15 protein-coding genes are annotated in these 19,473 nt (G+C 56.8%); 8 read left to right on the forward strand and 7 right to left on the reverse strand.

Annotated features, from left to right (window positions below; genetic code table 11):
* Positions 1-34 precede the first annotated feature (34 nt).
* Together IEX75_RS11360 and pilB are read right to left on the reverse strand one after the other, a co-directional pair.
* Positions 35-1,303: a type II secretion system F family protein gene (locus IEX75_RS11360; protein ID WP_188794463.1), complete on the reverse strand. Its 1,269-nt coding sequence runs from the start codon at positions 1,301-1,303 to the stop codon at positions 35-37.
* Positions 1,304-1,447: 144 nt separating this feature from the next.
* Positions 1,448-3,175, reverse strand: a complete 1,728-nt coding sequence (pilB, locus tag IEX75_RS11365) for a type IV-A pilus assembly ATPase PilB (RefSeq protein WP_188794464.1) — start codon at positions 3,173-3,175, stop codon at positions 1,448-1,450.
* Between the two features lie 266 nt (positions 3,176-3,441).
* Here pilB and IEX75_RS11370 point away from each other — a divergent pair, with 266 nt between their 5' ends.
* From IEX75_RS11370 to IEX75_RS11405, 8 genes are read left to right on the forward strand one after another with little or no spacing between them, the layout of a single operon-like run.
* Positions 3,442-4,299 carry a glycosyltransferase family 2 protein gene (locus IEX75_RS11370; RefSeq protein ID WP_188794465.1) on the forward strand — a complete coding sequence of 286 codons (858 nt, stop codon included), beginning with the start codon at positions 3,442-3,444 and terminating at the stop codon, positions 4,297-4,299.
* Between the two features lie 43 nt (positions 4,300-4,342).
* Complete coding sequence (gene gmd, locus IEX75_RS11375; RefSeq protein ID WP_188794466.1) at positions 4,343-5,437, forward strand: GDP-mannose 4,6-dehydratase; 1,095 nt, start codon at positions 4,343-4,345, stop codon at positions 5,435-5,437.
* A 22-nt stretch (positions 5,438-5,459) separates the two neighbouring features.
* Positions 5,460-6,950 (forward strand): lipopolysaccharide biosynthesis protein, encoded by a 1,491-nt coding sequence (locus tag IEX75_RS11380; protein ID WP_188794467.1) that lies wholly within the window; start codon positions 5,460-5,462, stop codon positions 6,948-6,950.
* 17 nt (positions 6,951-6,967) lie between these two features.
* Positions 6,968-7,819: a class I SAM-dependent methyltransferase gene (locus IEX75_RS11385; protein ID WP_188794468.1), complete on the forward strand. Its 852-nt coding sequence runs from the start codon at positions 6,968-6,970 to the stop codon at positions 7,817-7,819.
* On the forward strand, positions 7,819-8,844 hold the full coding sequence (locus tag IEX75_RS11390) for a glycosyltransferase family 2 protein (protein WP_188794469.1): 1,026 nt from the start codon (positions 7,819-7,821) through the stop codon (positions 8,842-8,844). Before IEX75_RS11385 ends, IEX75_RS11390 begins: the two co-directional genes overlap by 1 nt.
* Positions 8,844-9,803: a GDP-mannose 4,6-dehydratase gene (locus IEX75_RS11395; protein WP_188794470.1), complete on the forward strand. Its 960-nt coding sequence runs from the start codon at positions 8,844-8,846 to the stop codon at positions 9,801-9,803. The genes IEX75_RS11390 and IEX75_RS11395 overlap by 1 nt, the downstream gene beginning before the upstream one ends.
* Positions 9,800-11,053 (forward strand): class I SAM-dependent methyltransferase, encoded by a 1,254-nt coding sequence (locus IEX75_RS11400; protein WP_188794471.1) that lies wholly within the window; start codon positions 9,800-9,802, stop codon positions 11,051-11,053. Before IEX75_RS11395 ends, IEX75_RS11400 begins: the two co-directional genes overlap by 4 nt.
* Positions 11,050-12,216, forward strand: a complete 1,167-nt coding sequence (locus IEX75_RS11405) for a glycoside hydrolase family 99-like domain-containing protein (RefSeq protein ID WP_229720785.1) — start codon at positions 11,050-11,052, stop codon at positions 12,214-12,216. The genes IEX75_RS11400 and IEX75_RS11405 overlap by 4 nt, the downstream gene beginning before the upstream one ends.
* Positions 12,217-12,252: 36 nt before the next feature.
* On the opposite strand, the gene IEX75_RS11410 is transcribed toward IEX75_RS11405, so the two are convergent.
* From IEX75_RS11410 to IEX75_RS11430, 5 genes are all read right to left on the reverse strand, one after another.
* Positions 12,253-13,299 carry a glycosyltransferase family 2 protein gene (locus IEX75_RS11410; RefSeq protein WP_188794472.1) on the reverse strand — a complete coding sequence of 349 codons (1,047 nt, stop codon included), beginning with the start codon at positions 13,297-13,299 and terminating at the stop codon, positions 12,253-12,255.
* On the reverse strand, positions 13,269-14,195 hold the full coding sequence (locus IEX75_RS11415; RefSeq protein WP_188794473.1) for an NAD-dependent epimerase/dehydratase family protein: 927 nt from the start codon (positions 14,193-14,195) through the stop codon (positions 13,269-13,271). Before IEX75_RS11415 ends, IEX75_RS11410 begins: the two co-directional genes overlap by 31 nt.
* On the reverse strand, positions 14,188-15,063 hold the full coding sequence (locus tag IEX75_RS11420; protein ID WP_229720786.1) for a glycosyltransferase family 4 protein: 876 nt from the start codon (positions 15,061-15,063) through the stop codon (positions 14,188-14,190). Before IEX75_RS11420 ends, IEX75_RS11415 begins: the two co-directional genes overlap by 8 nt.
* 283 nt (positions 15,064-15,346) lie before the next feature.
* Positions 15,347-17,359: a tetratricopeptide repeat protein gene (locus tag IEX75_RS11425; protein ID WP_229720787.1), complete on the reverse strand. Its 2,013-nt coding sequence runs from the start codon at positions 17,357-17,359 to the stop codon at positions 15,347-15,349.
* On the reverse strand, positions 17,356-19,413 hold the full coding sequence (locus IEX75_RS11430; protein WP_188794475.1) for a tetratricopeptide repeat protein: 2,058 nt from the start codon (positions 19,411-19,413) through the stop codon (positions 17,356-17,358). Before IEX75_RS11430 ends, IEX75_RS11425 begins: the two co-directional genes overlap by 4 nt.
* Positions 19,414-19,473: the final 60 nt, after the last annotated feature.

Raw genomic sequence — 19,473 nt, forward strand, 5'->3', positions numbered from 1 at the left:
CGGCAATGATGTGGCGCGTGTGTATGGGGCAGGATTAGAACGTGCCGGCGAGCTTGAAGATGGGCAGGTAGAGAGCAACGACGATACCGCCCACCACCGTGCCCAGGATCACCATCATCAGCGGTTCGAGCAAAGAGGCAAGCGAATCGACCGCGTTACTGACTTCCTCTTCGTAGAACTCGGCACATTTGAACAGCATGGCATCCAACGCACCGGACTCCTCACCAATGGCGACCATTTGCACGACCATGTTCGGGAAGAGGCCAGTCTGGCGCATGGATAGCTGCAACTGGTGACCGACGGCGATATCGTCGCGCATCTGATGCACGGCGTCGGCGTAGACAATGCTGCCGGTGGCGCCCGCCACGGCGTCCATCGCTTCCACCAGTGGTACGCCCGCACGGAACGTAACGCCCAGGGTACGTGAGAATCGAGCGATGGCCGACTGGCGGAGAATGTTGCCCATGACCGGGAGCTTGAGCGACAAACGGTCCAGGAAGTGGGCAAATTTTACCGATCGCTTCTTGGCCATGACGAGCGCCACGATGCCGCCGATAAGGCCTCCGAACACGATGTACCAGTATTCCTGCATGAACGCCGACATCGTTACAAGCAACTGTGTGGGCGCCGGCAGTTCTGCGCCCGCATCTTTAAATGTCTTCGCAAAAACCGGCACTACGAACAGCAGCATGATCATGATCACGGCGGCGGCCACAACCATCACCATGATGGGATAGAAGAGCGCCTTCTTGATCTTGCCCTTGATGGCCTCGGTTTTTTCCTTGTAGGTGGCTACGGTGTCGAGAATCGTATCGAGCACACCGGCCGATTCACCGGCGCGCACCAAGTTGCGGTAAAGCTCGTCGAATTGCACAGGATATTGGCCGAGCGCCTCATTGAGGGTAGAGCCACCCTCGATGCTCTGCTTGACATCCGTCAGCATCGTTTTGAAGCGCGGATTTTTCTGGCCATCCGCAATGATGTCGAAGGACTGCACCATCGGTACGCCGGAAGCCATCATGGTGGCAATCTGGCGGCTGAAGATTGCGACGTCTCGTGGTTTGACAGCTTTGCCGCTGCCGCCAAACAACGGCTTGGCACGCTCCTTCACGGTCTGGGGATTCATGCCCTGCCGGCGCAGTTCGGCCTTGACGAGCGAAGCGTTCTTCGCTGGCATCGAACCTTTCATGCGCTTGCCGCGCTTGTCCAGCGCCACCCATTCGTAAGTGGGCATCTGCGAGATCTGGGCGCGCTGTGCGCCCTGCTGCCGGGTGTTCTTGGTGGCGGCGGTGACCGTAGCCATTGTGTCTAATCCCCCAAATAATCAGATCCGCACCGGCGCGCCAGGCGCGCGGGCAAGCAAGATAATCACCAGCTTACGTCACTTTGGTGACCAATTTCGTGCCCCCCCGCGCAAGTCCGGTATGAAGCCGGTCGCGATCTTTCATCAATCCTTGGTCACGCGATCGATTTCCGCGAGGCTGGTGACCCCTGCCTTCACTTTCAACAACGCCGATTTGCGCATGTCGTTGATGCCTATCTTTTGTGCCACCTCGGCGATCTGCAGGGCATTTCCGCCTTCCAGCACGATTTTTTGAATTTCCTCCACCATCGGCATGACCTGGTAAATACCTACGCGTCCCTTGTAACCCTCGTTGCAATCCGGACAGCCAACGGCGTCGTAAAGCTCTATGCCCTCATCGATGTCCTTCTGGGTAAAGCCGGCCGCCAATAGTGCCTGCGAAGGCAACTCAATCCGTTTTTTGCAGCTATGCAGGCGCCGTGCCAGACGCTGGGCAATCACCAAAGTGACTGATGAAGTGATGCTGTAGGGCGGAATGCCCATGTTCATCAGACGAGAAATGGTCTGCGGTGCATCGTTCGTATGCAGTGTGGACAGCACCATATGGCCGGTCTGAGCGGCTTTGATCGCGATTTCTGCCGTCTCAAGGTCGCGAATCTCGCCGACCATGATGACGTCCGGGTCCTGGCGTAGGAAGGAGCGCAGTGCCGCCGCGAAAGTCATGCCGCGCTTAGTGTTCTGCTGGACCTGATTGATGCCTTCCACGCGGATTTCCACCGGGTCCTCCACCGTGGAGATATTGCGCTCCGCTGTGTTGAGGATGTTCAGCGCGGTGTACAGCGAAACCGTCTTACCCGAACCGGTAGGGCCGGTGACCAGCACCATGCCGTAAGGTTTGTGGATGGCGTCCAGGTAGAGCTTCTTCTGGACATCTTCGTAACCCAGCTTGTCGATACCCAGCTTGGCCGAGGAACTGTCCAGGATACGCAGCACCACCTTTTCGCCGAAAAGGGTTGGCAGGGTGCTCATTCGGAAGTCCATCGCATGGCTCTTGGACAGGTTGAGCTTGATGCGTCCGTCCTGTGGCACGCGGCGTTCAGCGATGTCCAAGCCGGCCATCACCTTCAAACGCGAGGCGATACGATTGGCCAGCTTCGTCGGCGGACTTGCGACGGCGCGCAGCATACCGTCCATACGCAACCGTACGCGATACTGGTTTTCGTAGGGCTCGAAGTGAATATCCGAAGCTCCCCGGCGGATCGCGTCAACCAGGATTTTGTTGACGAATTTCACGACAGGGGCGTCGTCGCCGCCAGTCGCATCAATGCCGCTACTGTTCGATTCTCCGTCTTCGTCTACTGACTCCAGGGCTAAGTCTTCGAGGTCACCCCCACCCAAATCGGGGGCCACGTTGTTAAGCGTGCTGACAGCAGCGTCCAGGGCGCGGCTGAGTTGTGCCCGCTCAACCAGCACTGGCTCTACCATGCAATTGGAATGAAACTTGATTTCATCCAATGCATGCAATTGCATAGGGTCGGCAATACCCACGAAGAGACGCTTGCCACGCCTCATCAGGGGAAGGGCCTGATGTTTGGTCATCAGCTCCTGGCTGATCAGGTTCATGGGCATGCTGGCCGGCGCAAGCGCCGAGACGTCGAAGATCGGCATGCCAAATTCCGCCGAGGCGATCTGCGTCAGGCGGCTGTTGTCGACCAGGCCTTGATCCAACAACCAGCCGGTCAAGGTTTTCTTCTGCTGGCTTGAGTCGGCAACGGCCTTGCGAACGTCGGCCTCCGGCAGCAAACCCTCAGAAACCAGTCGACGGGCCAGTCCGGACAGGCCAAGTGCGGTGGGCTGTGGTTGCGATGACATGATAAACCCTGCCTAACTCCCCTGAATGGCCTCGAATTTAGCGCACAACGGGCGGCTAGGCTATCTATGCAACCGTGACCCGTTGAGCAATGGTGAACGGCTAAGTCCAGACGCGATTTCAGAACCCTCCGGTCTATGCAAATAGTGCATCTGTCAGGTGACCGGCCCCACAGTTCAACGCGAATCCGGAGTCCCAGAGGAGTTCGATGACGTGCAAAGCGGTAATGCCGCGTTATGATCGACACTTACCCGGGGAAGCCATCTGTTTGAATAGTCTCAGCATCATCCTGCCCGCCAAGAACGAGGCGCCTGCGCTCACCCAACTCTTGCCACGCCTCCGCGCTGCACAACCGACGGCGGAGATCATTGTGGTGGACGATGGGTCCACCGATGACACTCGGGCCATCTGTGCAGAAAACGGAGCGCAATGCTTATCGTCACCCTACTCGATGGGAAACGGCGCTGCGGTCAAACGGGGTGCGAGAGCGGCAACCGGAGACATCTTGGTTTTTATGGATGGGGATGGGCAGCATGATCCGGAGGATGTAGCTCGCCTTGTCGAAAAGATGGAGCAGGGATACGACATGGTGGTAGGCGCCCGTGACTGGGGTAGCCAGGCTGGTATGGGGCGTGGGGTTGCCAATACATTTTACAATTGGCTTGCGACGCGTATGACAGGTCATGTGGTTGCTGACCTCACTTCTGGTTTTCGGGCTGTAAAGGCGGATCGGTTTCGAGAATTTCTGTATTTGCTCCCGAACGGTTTTTCTTACCCCACAACCAGCACCATGGCGTTTTTTCGCAGTGCTTATCCCGTTGCTTACCTGCCGATCAAGGCTGCGCGACGGGTTGGCAGGAGCCATATCCGCCCTCTGCGTGATGGCGTGCGTTTTCTACTGATTATTTTCAAAATTGCCACTTTGTACTCGCCGCTAAAGCTGTTCGTGCCTGCAGGTGCAGTGTTCTTCCTGTTGGGCTGCGTGAACTACACATGGACGTACCTGCATGACGGTCGACTCACCAATGGCAGCACTCTGCTGTGGAGTGCCGCGGTGATCGTGTTCCTGATCGGGCTGGTGTCGGAGCAGATAACATCCCTGACCTACCGACAGAATCAGCATTGATTACACGTTCAACATCGTTCGACCGAATAAGGGTTACCCAACCATGGGATCTCCAACCAAGCGTGCATTGATCACGGGTGTTACTGGCCAAGATGGTGCCTACCTGGCCGAATTTCTGCTCGATCGCGGATACGAGGTCCATGGCATCAAGAGACGCGCTTCGTCGTTCAACACCAAACGAATCGACCATTTGTATCGTGACCCGCACGATCCGGGGGTGCGCTTCTTTCTGCACCATGGCGATGTTACGGATTCCTCGAGCCTGATTCGCATCATGCAGCAGGTGCAGCCGGACGAGGTCTACAACCTTGCGGCGCAAAGTCACGTGGCGGTGTCATTCGAACAGCCGGAATACACAGCGGATACCAACGCACTCGGCACATTGCGTCTGCTGGAAGCCATTCGCATTCTCGGACTGCAGCAGCGCACGCGCTTCTACCAGGCGTCGACCTCTGAGATGTACGGGTTGGTGCAGGAAACCCCGCAGCGCGAAAGCACGCCGTTTCATCCGCGCTCACCTTATGCGGTGGCGAAGTTGTATGCGTATTGGATCACCGTGAACTATCGCGTGGCGCATGGCATCCATGCGAGCAATGGCATCTTGTTCAATCACGAATCTCCGGTACGCGGCGAAAATTTCGTTACTCGCAAGATCACCCGCGGTCTCGCGCGCATCAAACTAGGACTGCAATCGTGCCTGTACTTGGGAAACCTGGATGCAAAGCGCGATTGGGGACATGCGCGCGACTACGTCGTTGCGCAATGGCTGATCCTTCAGCAGGATAAGCCGGATGACTATGTGATTGCCTCGGGCCACCAGCACAGCGTGCGTGAGTTCGTCGATGCGGTCGCCCGCGAGATGGAGATCGATCTCACCTGGCGAGGCAGTGGCCTGGACGAACAGGGTGTGGATGGCGAAGGACGGGTGATTGTCGCTGTCGATCCGCGTTATTTCCGCCCGGCCGAGGTCGATACATTGCTGGGCGATGCGAGCAAAGCGAAGCGCGAGCTGAGTTGGGAGCCGAAGATCAGCTTCAACGAGCTCGTGCAGGAAATGGCGCAGACGGATCTGCATGCCGCACAACGTGATGCGCTGATCACACGGCACGGCTACCGCGCCGACGACTTCAACGAGTAATAGCATGCGGTTGGCGCGGAATATGGCAGTTGCGATGGCCAATTCGGTCGTCCTCGTGCTGATCAATCTCATCGCGTTGCCGTTTTATCTCCGTTTCCTGGGGATGGAGGCGTACGGTCTCATTGGGTTTTACGCGACGCTGCAAACTGTGTTGCAGGTACTCGACGTTGGTCTCGCGCCAACGCTAAGTCGTGAAATCGCACACGGCGCGGAAACAGGCCAGCAGCGACGTTCGGCCTCATTGCTGCGTACGCTGGAGGTCGTGTACGTGGCTGTTGCGATCGTAATCGCGGTATTCGTTTTGCTTACTGCACCGTGGATCGGTGATTACTGGTTGCAGGCGAAGACGCTGCCGACGGAAACCGTTACGCAGGCCGTGATGCTGATGGGCATTAACCTGGCATGTCGCTGGCCCATCAGCCTTTACCACGGTGGGCTGATCGGCGCGCATCGCCTCGCGCATTCGTCAGCAACGAGTATTGTGATCAACGTCTGTGCTGCGGTCACCACCATTGCCGTACTTGCATGGGGTATGCGCAGTATCCAGGTGTTCTTTGTGGTGCAGGCAGTGTTCGGCTTGTTGCAAGTTATTGTGCTGCGTGTGCTCGTGCGGAGAGTGTTGGGTGAGCGTGATGCGCCCTACGATTTCGGTGACCTAAAGCGAGTGTGGCATTTCTCGGCATGGGCAGGTGGCGTCGCAATTGCCGGCCTGTTATTGTCTCAGTTCGATAAGGTTGTGTTGAGCCGCATCGTTTCGCTTGAGTCCTTCGCGCATTACATGTTGGCCACATTGCTTGTCAGCGGCCTGCAGATACTTACGAGGCCGGCGTTCAATACGCTCTATCCGAAGTTCTCTGCGCTGATCGCTCGTGGCGATACGGCATCGCTCGAGTATCTTTATGATTCGGCGACGAAGTTGTTCGCGACAGCATTGTTCGCATTGGCATTCGGCGTGGTATTTCAGACGAAGCCGCTGGTGATGCTGTGGCTTGGCAACGCCAAAGTTGCGGAGGATGTTGCGCCAGTCGCCGCATGGCTTGCAATCGGTTCGGCCCTCAATGGCGTCATGTATTTTCCATACAGCCTGCAACTCGCTGCCGGTCAACCAAAATTGGCGTTCGCCACGGCAGCTGGCCTGCTGGTAGTGATAATTCCAGCTGTGCTCCTATTAGCGATGCGGTTCGGGATCTTGGGCGGTGCGCTAGGCTGGGCCTTGGTCAATCTGCTCTATGTAGTCGCTGGGACCTGGCTTACTGGTCGGAAAGTGATGGTGTTTGCAGGATGGTCCTGGCTGCAGCGCAACGTGACAGTTCCCGCGCTGGCGACGTTCATTCCGGCGTTGATTGGTGCGTGGATATGCAGCATGCTCGCCGTCGGGCCGTGGACGGCATTGGGGACCGGCAGTATTGCTGCGTTGATTGGTATTGCATTGGGTGTCGCGGGCAGCTTCGCGCCCAGTGAGTTCAGGCGCGTGGTGGCCATGGCATTCGGTCGCCCGACATCAGCGCAATAAATGCAGTGGGGTGGGGGATGCTGAGCAGAGTCATCGACTATCTGATAAGTCACAAAGACAGGCAGCGCATCGCGATTGCGCTGGCGAAGGGCAACGCATCTCGCGCAGCCCGTCGAGTCGATTTGCGACACCCGTCGACGTGGGAGTTTTCGGGCTTCAGCCAGAACGGCGAAGACGGCATCATCGATGTACTGCGTAGCCAATTGAAGCATTCGAATCGCTATGTTGTCGAGATAGGTGCCGCTGAGGGGACGGAAAACAACAGTAGCTGGCTGCTGACCATCGCTGGTTACGAGGGGTTGATGATCGAAGGCGATCCGCGTCAGTCAGCACGCGCGCGCCGCAGTGTTGGGTGCTACGCCATCGGGAGCCAATTTGTGTCGATGTTTGTCACATTGGGGACGGTGGATGCGATCATGGAAAAGGTCGTATTTCGCGATCCCGACGTGTTCTCGCTCGACATCGATGGCAACGACTGGCATATCGCGAATGCGTTGTTTGCGCAGGAGTTTCGGCCGAAAATCGTATCGGTGGAATACAATTCGGCATTCGGGCCGGAGCGCAGCGTAACGTCGAAGTACCGCGATGATTTTCGCCGTTCGACAGAACATCCATCAAAGTTGTATTACGGCGCTTCGCTCGCAGCCTGGAAGGCTTTTTTCGACAAGCGAGGTTACCGTTTCGTTACTATCGATTCTAACGGAGTCAATGCCTTCTTCGTGGACGGCATGCAATTAGACGATGCGTTCATGGAGGGCTTGCAGCCGCGTCGCGGTTTTATCGAAAACCGTTACCAGTTACGCGCGTATGGCTGCGACCATGTGGGTCAGTTGGCGATGATGGCAGACCAACCGTTCGAGCAGGTGTAATGCAACTACGGCTTTCTATCTGCATATCGACGTTGAATCGCGCAGCGTTTATAGGCGAAACGCTCGATACAATCGTCGCACAGTTACGAGACGACATCGAACTGCTTGTCGTCGACGGTGCGTCAAAGGACAACACGGCAGAGATTGTAGAGCGATACGCGACAGCCGATTCCCGAGTGCGCTATATCCGTTTGCCAATCAATTCGGGCGTCGACCAGGATTACGACATTGCCGTGTCGCACGCGCGTGGCGAGTACTGTTGGCTGATGACCGATGACGACCTGCTGAAACCTGGGGCAATCGATCGCGTGATGGTTATGCTGGACGGCAACGTTGAACTCGTCGTCGTTAACACGGAGGTGCGTACTGTCGACTTTGGCGGCATCCTGAGCAGCGCATTGGTCGCCACAGATAGGAATTTGGAATACGCGCCGGAAGACGCCGACCGCCTGTTTGTCGACACTGCACTCGCGCTGAGCTTCATCGGATGCGTGGTGATCAAACGCAACTTCTGGCTCGCCCGGGATCGCGTTGCCTACTATGGCTCACTGTTCATTCACGTCGGCGTGATCTTCCAGTCGCAGACACCATGTACACGCGTTATTGCCGAGCCGTTGATCACGATCCGCTACGGCAATGCGATGTGGACCCCGCGCGGCTTCGAGATATGGATGTTCAAATGGCCATCGCTAGTGTGGTCCTTTGATAGTGTTTCGACCATGGCAAAAGCATGTATCTCGGCTCGCGAACCATGGCGGCAACTGCGCAAGCTATGGCTCTATCGAAGCATCGGCGGCTACGCGCTTGGAGAGTACGATCGCTATCTAGCTGAGTGTCCCATGCCGGGGTACAAGCGACTAATCTCGCGCGCCATCGCAATGGTCCCGCCTGGGTTGGCGAATGCGATGTCGAGTCTGTATTGCCGGCTATTTGCACGCCATGCGCGTATGAACATCTACGACCTGTCACGTAGTCCATATGCGTCATCCATTTCGCGTGCGGTTGCGCGTTCTGCGGGTTACTGATGGGTACGGCTATCCTCACCGGTATCAGCGGCCAGGACGGCAGCTACCTTGCTGAACAGTTGCGTGAGGACGGACATCGCGTCGTCGGTCTTTTGCGCGAAGGGCGCACACCCTGCGTGGTCCTTGATAGTGTCGAATACGCCGAATGGGATTTCATGGACGTCAGTGCGCTCACTGCGCTACTGAGCAAGCTACGGCCGAGCGAGTTCTATAACTTTGCGGCTTTCTCTACTGGCGCCGGTATGTACGACGATCCGGTGGGGATTGGGGAATTGAATGGTATTGCGGTCGCGCGCATGCTGCAGGCGGTTCTTGGTGCTGACGTTACCATTCGCTTCTGCCAAGCGTCGAGCAGCGAGATGTTCGGCGATCCAGTGACTTCGCCTCAGGACGAACTCACACCTTTCCGGCCATGTAGTCCCTACGCCGCGGCTAAGCTTTTCGCACACGCCGTCGTGCAAGGGTATCGCGCGCGGCATGGTGTATTCGCGTGCTCCGCAATCCTCTACAACCATGAGAGTCCGCGCCGTGGGCGCGCTTTTGTGACCCGCAAGATCGCAGACGCAGTGGCCCGCATTCGTGCGGGGGTCGACCATGAGTTGCGATTGGGAAACCTTGATGCGAAGCGTGATTGGGGGTATGCCCCTGACTATGTTCGCGCACTGCGCCTGATGCTGGCACATCAGGACGCTGACGACTACGTGGTTGCTACCGGTCAGTTGCACTCAGTGCGCGAGTTCTGTGAGCTGGCGTTTTCGCACGCAGGCCTCGACTATCGTGATTGGGTGAGGGAAAACACCACGGACCTGCGCCAGGATCGCCGTGGTCCGATCGTCGGTGATGCTACAAAGGCGCGGCGCATCTTGGGTTGGCGACCCTCGACGGATTTCGGGGCGCTTGTACGCCTGATGGTTGACGCATCGATTGCGTCGCTTGCTAACAAAGGTTCGATGTCATGACACAGCCACTCGATCGCTGCCGCATCTGCGGCAATACGCATCTCACACAAGTTCTCGATCTCGGTGAGCAAATGCTGACCGGCGTGTTCCCGCGCAACCGGGATGCGCAAATCACGACAGGTCCGTTGCGATTGGTGAAATGCATGGCCGACGATGGTTGTGGTCTTCTCCAGCTCGCGCATTCCTACGACCTTGGCGAGATGTACGGCGATAATTACGGATATCGCTCCGGCCTCAACGCGAGCATGGTGAGGCATTTGAACGCGAAGGTTGCACGCATATGTGAGTTTATCGCGCTACGACCAGGTGATCTCGTCGTTGATGTGGGATCCAACGATGGCACGACCCTTGGGGCGTACTCCGAATCAATCGGCGCGGACTTGCTCGGAATTGATCCGACTGCCGCGAAGTTTCGCCAGTACTACAAGCCGCACATTGATCTGTGCGCGGACTTCTTCAACGCTGCCATGCTGCGAAAGGTGCGCCCGGGTAAGCAGGTACGTGTGCTGACTTCATTCTCGATGTTTTACGACCTGGAAGCACCGATGGCTTTCATGCAGGACGTCCACGACGTACTGGCTGACGACGGTGTGTGGGTGTTCGAGCAGAGCTATATGCCAGCGATGCTGGATGCGTTGTCCTATGACACGGTATGCCATGAGCATCTTGAGTATTACGCGCTGCAACAGGTGAAGTGGATGACCGATCGCATCGGCTTCACGATCATTGACGTTGAGTTCAATGATGTTAACGGCGGTAGTTTCTCGGTAATGGTCGGCAAATCAGTTTCAGGTATGCCAGAAAGTCCGGAAGTTACGCGCGTTCTCGCCGATGAGCAGGCGCGTGGTCTGGACACGCTCACACCTTTCGATGACTTCGCAAGTAGCACGGCGCAGTCGCGCAAAGGCTTGCGGGACTTTTTCGCGCAGGCGAAGGCTGAGGGGAAAACCGTCGCCGCGCTCGGTGCTTCCACCAAAGGCAACGTATTGCTTCAGTATTGTGACCTTACTAGTCAAGATATTGCCGAGGTTGGTGAGGTGAATCCCGACAAGTTTGGCGCGATGACACCGGGTACGTGGCTGCCGATCAATCCCGAAGCGGACGTAATCGCACGTGGCTACGACTATTACCTTGTGCTGCCGTGGCACTTTCGCCACAGTTTCCTTGCAAATCCGGCTTATTCGGGGAAAACGCTAGTGTTTCCGTTGCCGATGCTGCAGTCGGTGCACATTGAGGATGTGCTCGTTTGATACCGCAAACATCAGTTGAAAGTGCCACGCCACGCGCTCGTGCGATTGCGTTCTACCTTCCTCAGTTCCATCCGATTCCGGAGAACGACGCATGGTGGGGTAAGGGCTTCACGGAGTGGACGAACGTGGTCACCGGTACGCCGAGATTCAGTGGTCACGGCCAGCCGCACCTGCCGGCGGATCTCGGCTTCTACGACCTGCGCATCCCCGAAACGAGGCAGCAGCAGGCCGATATGGCGCGCAAGGCGGGCATCGAGGCATTCTGCTATTACCACTACTGGTTTAAGGGCAAGCGCCTGCTGAATCGACCGCTCGATGAAGTTCTTGCTTCGGGTAAACCTGATTTCCCGTTCTGCCTGTGCTGGGCAAACGAGACTTGGTCGCGCGCTTGGAGTGGACGTGAGCATGATGTGCTGATCCGCCAGGACTACGACGATGCCGACAATACCGCACACATCGCCTGGCTTTGCGAGGTGTTTTCTGACTCGCGCTACCTGCGTGTCGAGGGGCGTCCATTGTTCGTGATCTACCGGCCGGAAGCCATTCCAGACGTGTCGCGAATACTGCAGCAGTGGCGTCGCGCTTCCCTAGATAGGATTGGTGTCGAGCCGTGGATCTGCGGCGTGCGTACGGGGTTCTCGTCGCTGGATACGAGCGAGACACTCGCGCTCGGCTTCGACAGCGTCATCGAATTCGAACCCAATCGACGACACTTTCCAAGGGCGAAGAACGCGACAGGACAGGCGGTCTCGCTGTTGCAGCGGCTGTTGCCTGCAGCTTGGTACGAGGCGATGCGTCATAATCGCTGGTTGGCTAAGCGCAACGTCAACACAATTGTGGATTACTCGGCTTATGTTGATCGCGCGATCGCACGTCCATCGCTAGATCAGGCGACGTATCCGGTGGTCTTTCCAAGCTGGGACAATACCGTGCGCCGCACCTCGGCGACGATCATCGAGAACCACGACGCAGCGCAGTACGCGCGATGGCTGAGCGATGCGGTTTCGCGTGTTACAACGCGTGCACCGGATCAGCGCCTCATCTTCCTCAACGCCTGGAACGAATGGGCAGAAGGCTGCCATCTTGAGCCGGATCAGCGGCACGGTCATACCTTTCTTGATGCAACTGCGGAGGTACTTGGTGTGCGTGAGGCGGTGTCATGACATGGACATCGGCACATTGAACATAGCCGACGAGCATTACCGAACCTTAGGTACTCCGTAGCGCGCGAGCATTACGACCTTTCGTAACTGCCACCGCACCGAAGAGAACCAATCCGCGACCGAAATCGTACGAGTGGCTTGTACCTCAGCACGACGAGCGCGCAGACTTGCCAACTCGCGGAACGGCGTCATGACGGCCGGTCCGTAGACACCGCGAAGAAGAGTTGCATCGCAACGCAGCATCGACAGCACCAAGGCTTCGAGCACAAGCGCGACCAGGTGGACGCAGAGCAAAGGCCACATCAGCGGGCCGGGCGTAAGAATCATCAGCGAGCGTGTCTTGTTGCGCTCGCTGAGGCGACGACGCCTTAGTGAGGTATTGATGCCGCGCTCTGCACGATTTCCCCCAAATGTCACGCCTTGGCGGTGCCGGTAACCACTTGCTATCAAGGTTCCGACGGCTACTCCGCGTAATCTGGCGAGGCCACATAAATACAGATCCTCCGCGATGGACTCGAACCACTCGGGTAGCCCTCCAAGGTCATTCCAGACCGCGCGTGGCAGGAACATGCAGGCGCCAATTACGTAAGCGACCAGGTTCCGCTTCGGATCCAGATTGGGGATCGGATTGCAGAAAGGATCCAGCAGGCAGCCGCGATCAACGAGGGTGCCGCTTTCCCAGTCGTATTGCGGCAAGGTCAGGATGCTGGGGCGGTCGGAAGTTTGTGCTGCGTGGATCAGGCTTTCGAGCGCGCCGGGATAAAGGGCTGCGTCGTTGTTCAGTAGAAGGATATATTCGCCTCTGGCATGAGCAACCATTCGATTATTGCTGATGCAGAAGCCTACATTTTCCGCGCTGACCAGCAATTCGATCTGTGGATAGCGCTCCCTTAGCAGGGACACCGAGTCGTCGGTCGAGGCATCGTCGTGCACGATAACTTCTATATCGGAGACGGTACTTTGAGCAAACACGGATTCAAGGCAATCGGCCAGCATGGCCGCGCCATTGTAGTTCGCAATGCAGACGGAACAGATTGGCGTCGATGGACGGTTCAATGCTGGATGGTGTTGAACCAGTCCCATGTCTTTCTCAAGCCTTCAAGCAGCGAGGTTTTGGGTGTCCAGCCATAGTGCAGCCGTGCTGCATCGGAATCCATCACAATGTAGTCGGCATCCAGTGTCCGACTGGGAGTGTAGCTACGTACTAAAGGCTTTTGGGCCACAGCTTCAATAGCGTGGAACAGCTCGTTGAGGCTGGCACCGGTGCCGCTGGATGCATTGAATATCCGCATACCGGGCGGCATCGGGTTTCGGATCACGTCGACGCAAAGCTCAATAAAGTCGTCGATATAGAGATAGTCGCGCACATTGGACCCGTTGCCCCAGACCGATAGTGATTCCTCACGAAGAATTTTTCCAAAGCAGGTCGGAACTATGCCGAAGCCAGCCTTCTCCATCTGCCCCGGGCCATAAAGGTTTGATGGTCGGAGCACGGTGGCATGTCCGTTGTACTGACGGCTCCACGCGCTTATGAAGTATTCGGCAGCAACTTTGGCTGCCCCATGATAAGAGCGAGGTTGTACAACGCCAGCCTCTGTGGCCGGTTCTTCCGTATTTACGGCATACAGGCTACCGCCCGATGAAAGATAAAGTAAATTCACTTCAGGCTTTCGCTGCAATGCCTGCAACAGAGTCAAAAGCGGCAGAAGATTATTCTGCAGTTCTTCTACAGGCTTGCCGGCAGACGTGCCAGGGGAGGAACGTGACGCCAGATATACGACGGTGTGCGTGCGCTCCAGCAACGGGGTGATCTGGTCTGGCTCGGTGAAATCTGCCACGACGAGTTCTGCACTTGCCAAATCGTTGTGAAACGGTCGTCGACTGACTGCAATAGGATGTTCACCGTGCGCCAGCAGCGATGATGTGAGGCGACGCCCAACGAATCCATCAGCACCCAATACTAAAATTCGATCATCCATGCACGGTCGCCTTGAGCAGAGTGCTATAGATGCGTATGTAGCGTTGCGCGCAATCGTCCCACGTTCCGAATTCAGACGCAGCTTTCAAGCGTGCCGCCTCGCCAAAACGATGGTTGAGTTCACCGTCTTCCAATTGTTTCACGGCCTGCTGATAGCTTTCGATTGAATCGCACAACAACCCGGTACGCCCGGCTTCAACAATCGTGGCATGTGCTGGCATGTCGGATGCAACAATAGGAAGACCAGCAGCCATCGCCTCGAGCATGACCTGTGGACGCCCTTCAGCATGCTTGCTGAGCGTGATCAGGCCGTGTGCGCTTGGAAACCATTCGGTAGCCAGTTGATGTGGAGATGCCGAGCCATGGTAGTGCACCCAATCCGGCACTTCGATCTCTTCTTGCATAGGGCCAAATAGATGTAATTCCCGTTCGCTGCCGCGGAAAATATTTTCCGACCACTGGAACAATGGTCCGAGTTTGTCGGCGGTAAGACGCGTGACTGCAAGCCATCGCTTAGGTTGCTGTGGCGTGAGGCGACGTTCAATGTCATACCAGTGCTGATCGATTCCGAACGATACAGGGATGATGTCAGCCACATCACCAAATGCCTTTTGAAGAGGCTCCTGCATCCAATCGGCATTGGGACAGATCGCTACTTGCCTGCTGCGCATGATTCGACGGAGCAGAAGACGTACCAATGGAAGTTTGAGCAGCTTGAGGTCGTTGCCCAACGCAGTGATCAAAACGGGCTTGCCGTTGGCCGGGAGGGGGATGGCGCATTGCAGCCAATTGATGTGGTAGATGTCGACATCGGACGATCGACGGTAGGCGCTCCCGATCATGCGCAACAATTTGATCGGTGCCAGCATGGCCTTTACGCCACCTTGGCGGATGAGATGTGAAATTCCCCCGACGGACATAAGTTTGGCAAGCCAAGCGCTTTCGCTGGGTGTTGCCGCGAAAGCTGCGGTGGAGGGTAACTCGCCAGGAGGAGCCCAAACCGTTAAATGAAGACCGCCGGATCGGGTCAGGCCGTTTACCAGATGACGTATAAACACACCCCGCCAGTCCGTGGCATCTCTGGGATAGGAAGTGCTGAGAAAAAGGACACGCATAAGTTTTGCGTCCATGGGCAAGGCTGAGAAAGGGTGCTTATTGCATGCCTGGCATAGCGCGGAGCTCTGCCAGAGCGCTATCGAGGCGGCCGCCGTAATTCAACGACTCTAGCTGCTTCATGGCAGTCTGTGCATCGCTTTTTTGACCCAGTGCAACCAGCATGCGTATTAAGGTGATGCGATAGGCCGGCTCGCTTGGAGCGGCCTTTATGGCGGACGCAGTCATACGCAGGCCCAGTGATCTATCATCCAGTATGTTCCACGCATAGTCGCCATACATGGCCAGAAGGCGCGCGCTTGGATCCGGGTGCGACACAGCCGCCAAGTAGGCTTGTAACATGTATTTTTGCGACAGTTCGCATTGACCATCGCGTGCACACTGAGTCAATGCCCCAAGCGAGCTTTCATCCTGTACGGTAGGTTTGTGCTTCTGCAGTTTGTCGATCAAGCTATGCCACCAAGCCGGCTTTACGGGCAGATGCATGCGCGCATTCATGAAGATCAGCGCTTGCTCGGGCAAGATCGACGAGTTCGGGAGTGCGGCGGCGCGTTCCAGCGGAGCATAAGCTAGCCGGGTGAAAGGGGACGATGGGTCATAGCGGGAATAGATGATGTAGGTACGCCCAAGCTCATATTGAGCGCGCGGAGAGTTGGGCGCGCGAGCAGCTAGTGTTTCAGCGAGCTCCAGCGGATTGCCCCAGGCTATGGCGGTCATGGCAGTTTCGCTACCCCATAGCAGAAGCAGGCCGACCAGCAGGGTGCCTCGCACAAGTGCGAAGTTAGGTTGTACGACTGTGGCAGTCGATGACACCTGAGGGAGCAGAAGTGGAATGAGTGCGAGCATCAAGCCGAAGCTGGCGAAGTAGTTGCGGTGCTCGTAAATCAATTCCAGTGGCAGGATGGTTCCTGTCAGCAGATGGCAACCCAGGAACAGCGCTATACCCAGCGCAACCAGCGGGCGCCGCGGGCGAAGCCACCAGGTGCAATCGATTAGCGCGATGAGGGCCACAATGCTGATAAACGTGGTCCAAGGATTGAACAGACCGCTCGAAATCTGAAAATCGTCGTTGTAGAACGACAGCGCATGGGGTGTGGGAAGCAGGGTCCAGCCGATGTAGTCGACTACGATGCGCGCCTCGCTGAGCAAACGAGTACGCAGCGTGAAATCGCGAGTAGACCATACGACAGGATTCAGTACGCCGGGCAGCAGCCAAGCGAGGCCTGCGATTAATGGCAGTACTAGCACCAATAGAAATAGCACGACCACGCGAATATCCACTTTGCGTCGCGCAATAGGTGTATCAGTTTTCTGTGTTGCTCCAGAACGAAAACCAAGCACTGCCCATTCGATCAGGAGCGCATAGAGCGGCAGCATGGCTGCGGTTTCTTTCGCAAGTATCCCGATCGCAGTCGGCACGGTGATACTGAAAATGCACAGTAGAAAGCCACTTCGTCCCGATGTGGCAGGGCCACTCTGTTGGGTTGTCGTTGTGTTTGCGACGGCGAGCATGCGCTGCCGCCCTGCTACATAGCCGATAAGACCTAGCAGCACAAACAGGTTAGCCATACTCTCCATGCGCTGTACGGTGTACAGCACGCCGGTCAGATTGATCGGCAGAAGCATCCAGCCTGCTGCGATGAGTGTGGCGATCCATCTATCACGGTCTTTGCTGGCGTCTGGCTTGACTAACGAAAGCAGGGATAGCGCAAGAATATAGACAAGCAGGCCGTTTAGCAGATGAATGACCAGATTGGTCAGTTTCATCCAATAGGGATCAAGTCCGGTGAGCAGATAGTTCGTCGCGAAGGTGAGCGACGAAAGTGGGCGCTTGAATTCGCTTGCTGGCGATGAAAGCGCAGCATTAAGCAACGATGCAAATGAGGCATCTGCTGGTTGCACGTCCTTGTTGTCGACAATATTGGGATTGTCGTCGAAAAAAAAGCTGCCGGATAAACCTGGCCAGTAAACCGCCGTCGTCACCAGGAATCCCAGAATCAGTAGGCCCCAGGGGAACCATCGCCGCAGTGTTTTCAGATTTATCAGGCTCATCGATTGCCAGTTGTTTGCGAAGCAGCATCGCTGCTTAGTGTAGCGCGCAGGCTTGCGAGCTCTTTGGATCCATAGTGTTGGCGCTCCAGCACCCAAGCGTGTATTTGAGGCATGCCGAAGCCTGGTTGGCCGGCTTGCTGCCGAATGGCCGCGTAGTGGTCCAGATGGGCAAGGCCAAGGCGCGGGTAGCCCATGGAGCCAAGCAAGGCAGCCTGGGCCAGGGCGGCGGATTCTCGCGCTTGCAGATCCAATCCATGGTTGAAATCAGCGAGAGCCGCATCGGCGTCACCCTCGATCAACGCAAGGTGACCCTGTAAGTAATAGAGATCCTGCTGGCGGCCCGGATTGACGGCGACATACGGGTTTTCCTGCGCTGCTTTAAGCAGATTTGCGACCAGTTGCAGGTTCAGCGAGTGGCATGGCGAATGCTGCACCTGTTCCATCAGGCCGTCGAACCAGTGCAGCAGCAAACTACCCGTGTCTCTGCTCGTGTGCAGGGCAAGTTTGACTGCGTCGATGGTGCTTGGATCGATGTTGCCAAGCTGGCATTGTGCATTGAACAGGTTCAATGCCAATTGGACCTGATCCGGGTCTTTGGCGAGCAAGCGCTTTAGCCGGATGGCTGCAAGTTCCGGATGGCCAGCGGCTCTTTCAACGTTGGCGGCGTTAGCCTGGGCGCGAGGGGAGTCGGGATTAAGGGCCGCCCACAGAATGGCTTGGTCATGGGTATTTCCCCATAGTGCCGCGTTGGTGTGGGTCATCAGACCGAGGCTTGCAAGCAGTACCACTGCCAGTGCAGGTTTGACTTTTCGCAGCATGGATGGCGAGCGCGCTACATAATCATCACCTGTGTTGTCCGCTTTTATCTTTTGCAGCTGTGGCATCCGAACATCGCACAGCCATAGTGCCAGCGGCCAAAACATCAGCATGGCGGGCAAGTAATTGCGGTGCTCGAAATACAACTCCAGCGAGATCGTGCTGGATTCGATGGACTGGCCAACGAAATAGAACAGGATCGCCGTGGCGATAAGCGGGTGCCGGTGCCGATACTTCCAGGCGCCTGCTATCAGCCCCGATATCGCCACCAACGCGGGCAGCGTTGTGACAGGCGACCAGAGGGATGTGGATAGCTGGACGTTGTCGTTGAACAAACCGGGCGTGAAAGGCCTCGGTAGCCACAACAGATTGACGTATTCCACTAGCACCCGCGGCTCGGTCAGTAAGCGCTGGCCGAGTGTCCAAGGGCGTATGGAGGAAATGCCATGGATAAACCCCTGCCAAGCTTCGAACAGCAGATAGCAAAGAACCAGCAGGGCAGGTATCAAGGCCAGCCAAAGCATGGACCGGCGATACAGGTCTCCGGTGGCTCGGGTGGCGACCGCGGACGAGGTGCGCAGCAGGCTGTATTCAATGACCAAAGCCAGCGCGGGCAACAAAATACCGTTGGCTTTGCTTAGCGTTCCCAGCAACGTACAACCAAGCAGCCCAGCCAGTAGCCAGGCCATAGCGGAAAGTTGCAGCCCACGCTGCAACCTGGTTCGGCCATGCAGCCAAGCAAGCAGACCAAGCAGCGTAAACGTAGCTGGCAGCATCGCTTCGCGCTGCACGATGTACATGGTGGTAGAGACAAACAGCGGGTGGAGCAGCCAGAACGCTGCACCCAATATCGCAGCCATATCGAGGCGGCGCTGGTCGGTCTGCGGGGAAATCATTCGCCCCAGCTTCTGTAGCAGACAAATCAGCAGTACACCATTGAGCAGGTGCAGTATCAGGTTGGTGCGCTTGAACGGCAGTGGATTGGCTGGCCAGTTATGAGCGTCGAATAGAAAGCTCAGCAGCGTGAGGGGTCGCCCAGTCGGGTCAGCGGTGCCAGAGGTGATATAGCGCCAGAATGCGGGCCAGTTGCTTATTGGACCATCGCTTCCGAGAGAAGGCAGGTTGACATAGTCGTCGAATAAAAATCCGCCCCGCAGGCCGGGAAGGTAAACGATGGCCGTTGCTACGAGTAAGCCTGCCAGCAGTAGAAAAAAAGTGAGTACGCGGCTTGGCTTCATGGGCTCTCGAATAAAAAAGAAGGGCCGCATCTGCGGCCCTTCTTGCTGTGCGAAGACAGT

The sequence above is a fragment of the Dyella nitratireducens genome (assembly GCF_014642835.1).
Lineage (GTDB): Bacteria > Pseudomonadota > Gammaproteobacteria > Xanthomonadales > Rhodanobacteraceae > Dyella_B > Dyella_B nitratireducens.

Bases quoted from the DNA above. Each gene is read 5' to 3' on its own strand.
- IEX75_RS11360 (WP_188794463.1), bottom strand. From the start codon at position 1,303: ATGGCTACGGTCACCGCCGCCACCAAGAACACCCGGCAGCAGGGCGCA.
- pilB (WP_188794464.1), bottom strand. From the start codon at position 3,175: ATGTCATCGCAACCACAGCCCACCGCACTTGGCCTGTCCGGACTGGCC.
- gmd (WP_188794466.1), top strand. From the start codon at position 4,343: ATGGGATCTCCAACCAAGCGTGCATTGATCACGGGTGTTACTGGCCAA.
- IEX75_RS11380 (WP_188794467.1), top strand. From the start codon at position 5,460: ATGGCAGTTGCGATGGCCAATTCGGTCGTCCTCGTGCTGATCAATCTC.
- IEX75_RS11385 (WP_188794468.1), top strand. From the start codon at position 6,968: ATGCTGAGCAGAGTCATCGACTATCTGATAAGTCACAAAGACAGGCAG.
- IEX75_RS11390 (WP_188794469.1), top strand. From the start codon at position 7,819: ATGCAACTACGGCTTTCTATCTGCATATCGACGTTGAATCGCGCAGCG.
- IEX75_RS11395 (WP_188794470.1), top strand. From the start codon at position 8,844: ATGGGTACGGCTATCCTCACCGGTATCAGCGGCCAGGACGGCAGCTAC.
- IEX75_RS11400 (WP_188794471.1), top strand. From the start codon at position 9,800: ATGACACAGCCACTCGATCGCTGCCGCATCTGCGGCAATACGCATCTC.
- IEX75_RS11410 (WP_188794472.1), bottom strand. From the start codon at position 13,299: ATGGGACTGGTTCAACACCATCCAGCATTGAACCGTCCATCGACGCCA.
- IEX75_RS11415 (WP_188794473.1), bottom strand. From the start codon at position 14,195: ATGGATGATCGAATTTTAGTATTGGGTGCTGATGGATTCGTTGGGCGT.
- IEX75_RS11420 (WP_229720786.1), bottom strand. From the start codon at position 15,063: ATGCTGGCACCGATCAAATTGTTGCGCATGATCGGGAGCGCCTACCGT.
- IEX75_RS11425 (WP_229720787.1), bottom strand. From the start codon at position 17,359: ATGAGCCTGATAAATCTGAAAACACTGCGGCGATGGTTCCCCTGGGGC.
- IEX75_RS11430 (WP_188794475.1), bottom strand. From the start codon at position 19,413: ATGAAGCCAAGCCGCGTACTCACTTTTTTTCTACTGCTGGCAGGCTTA.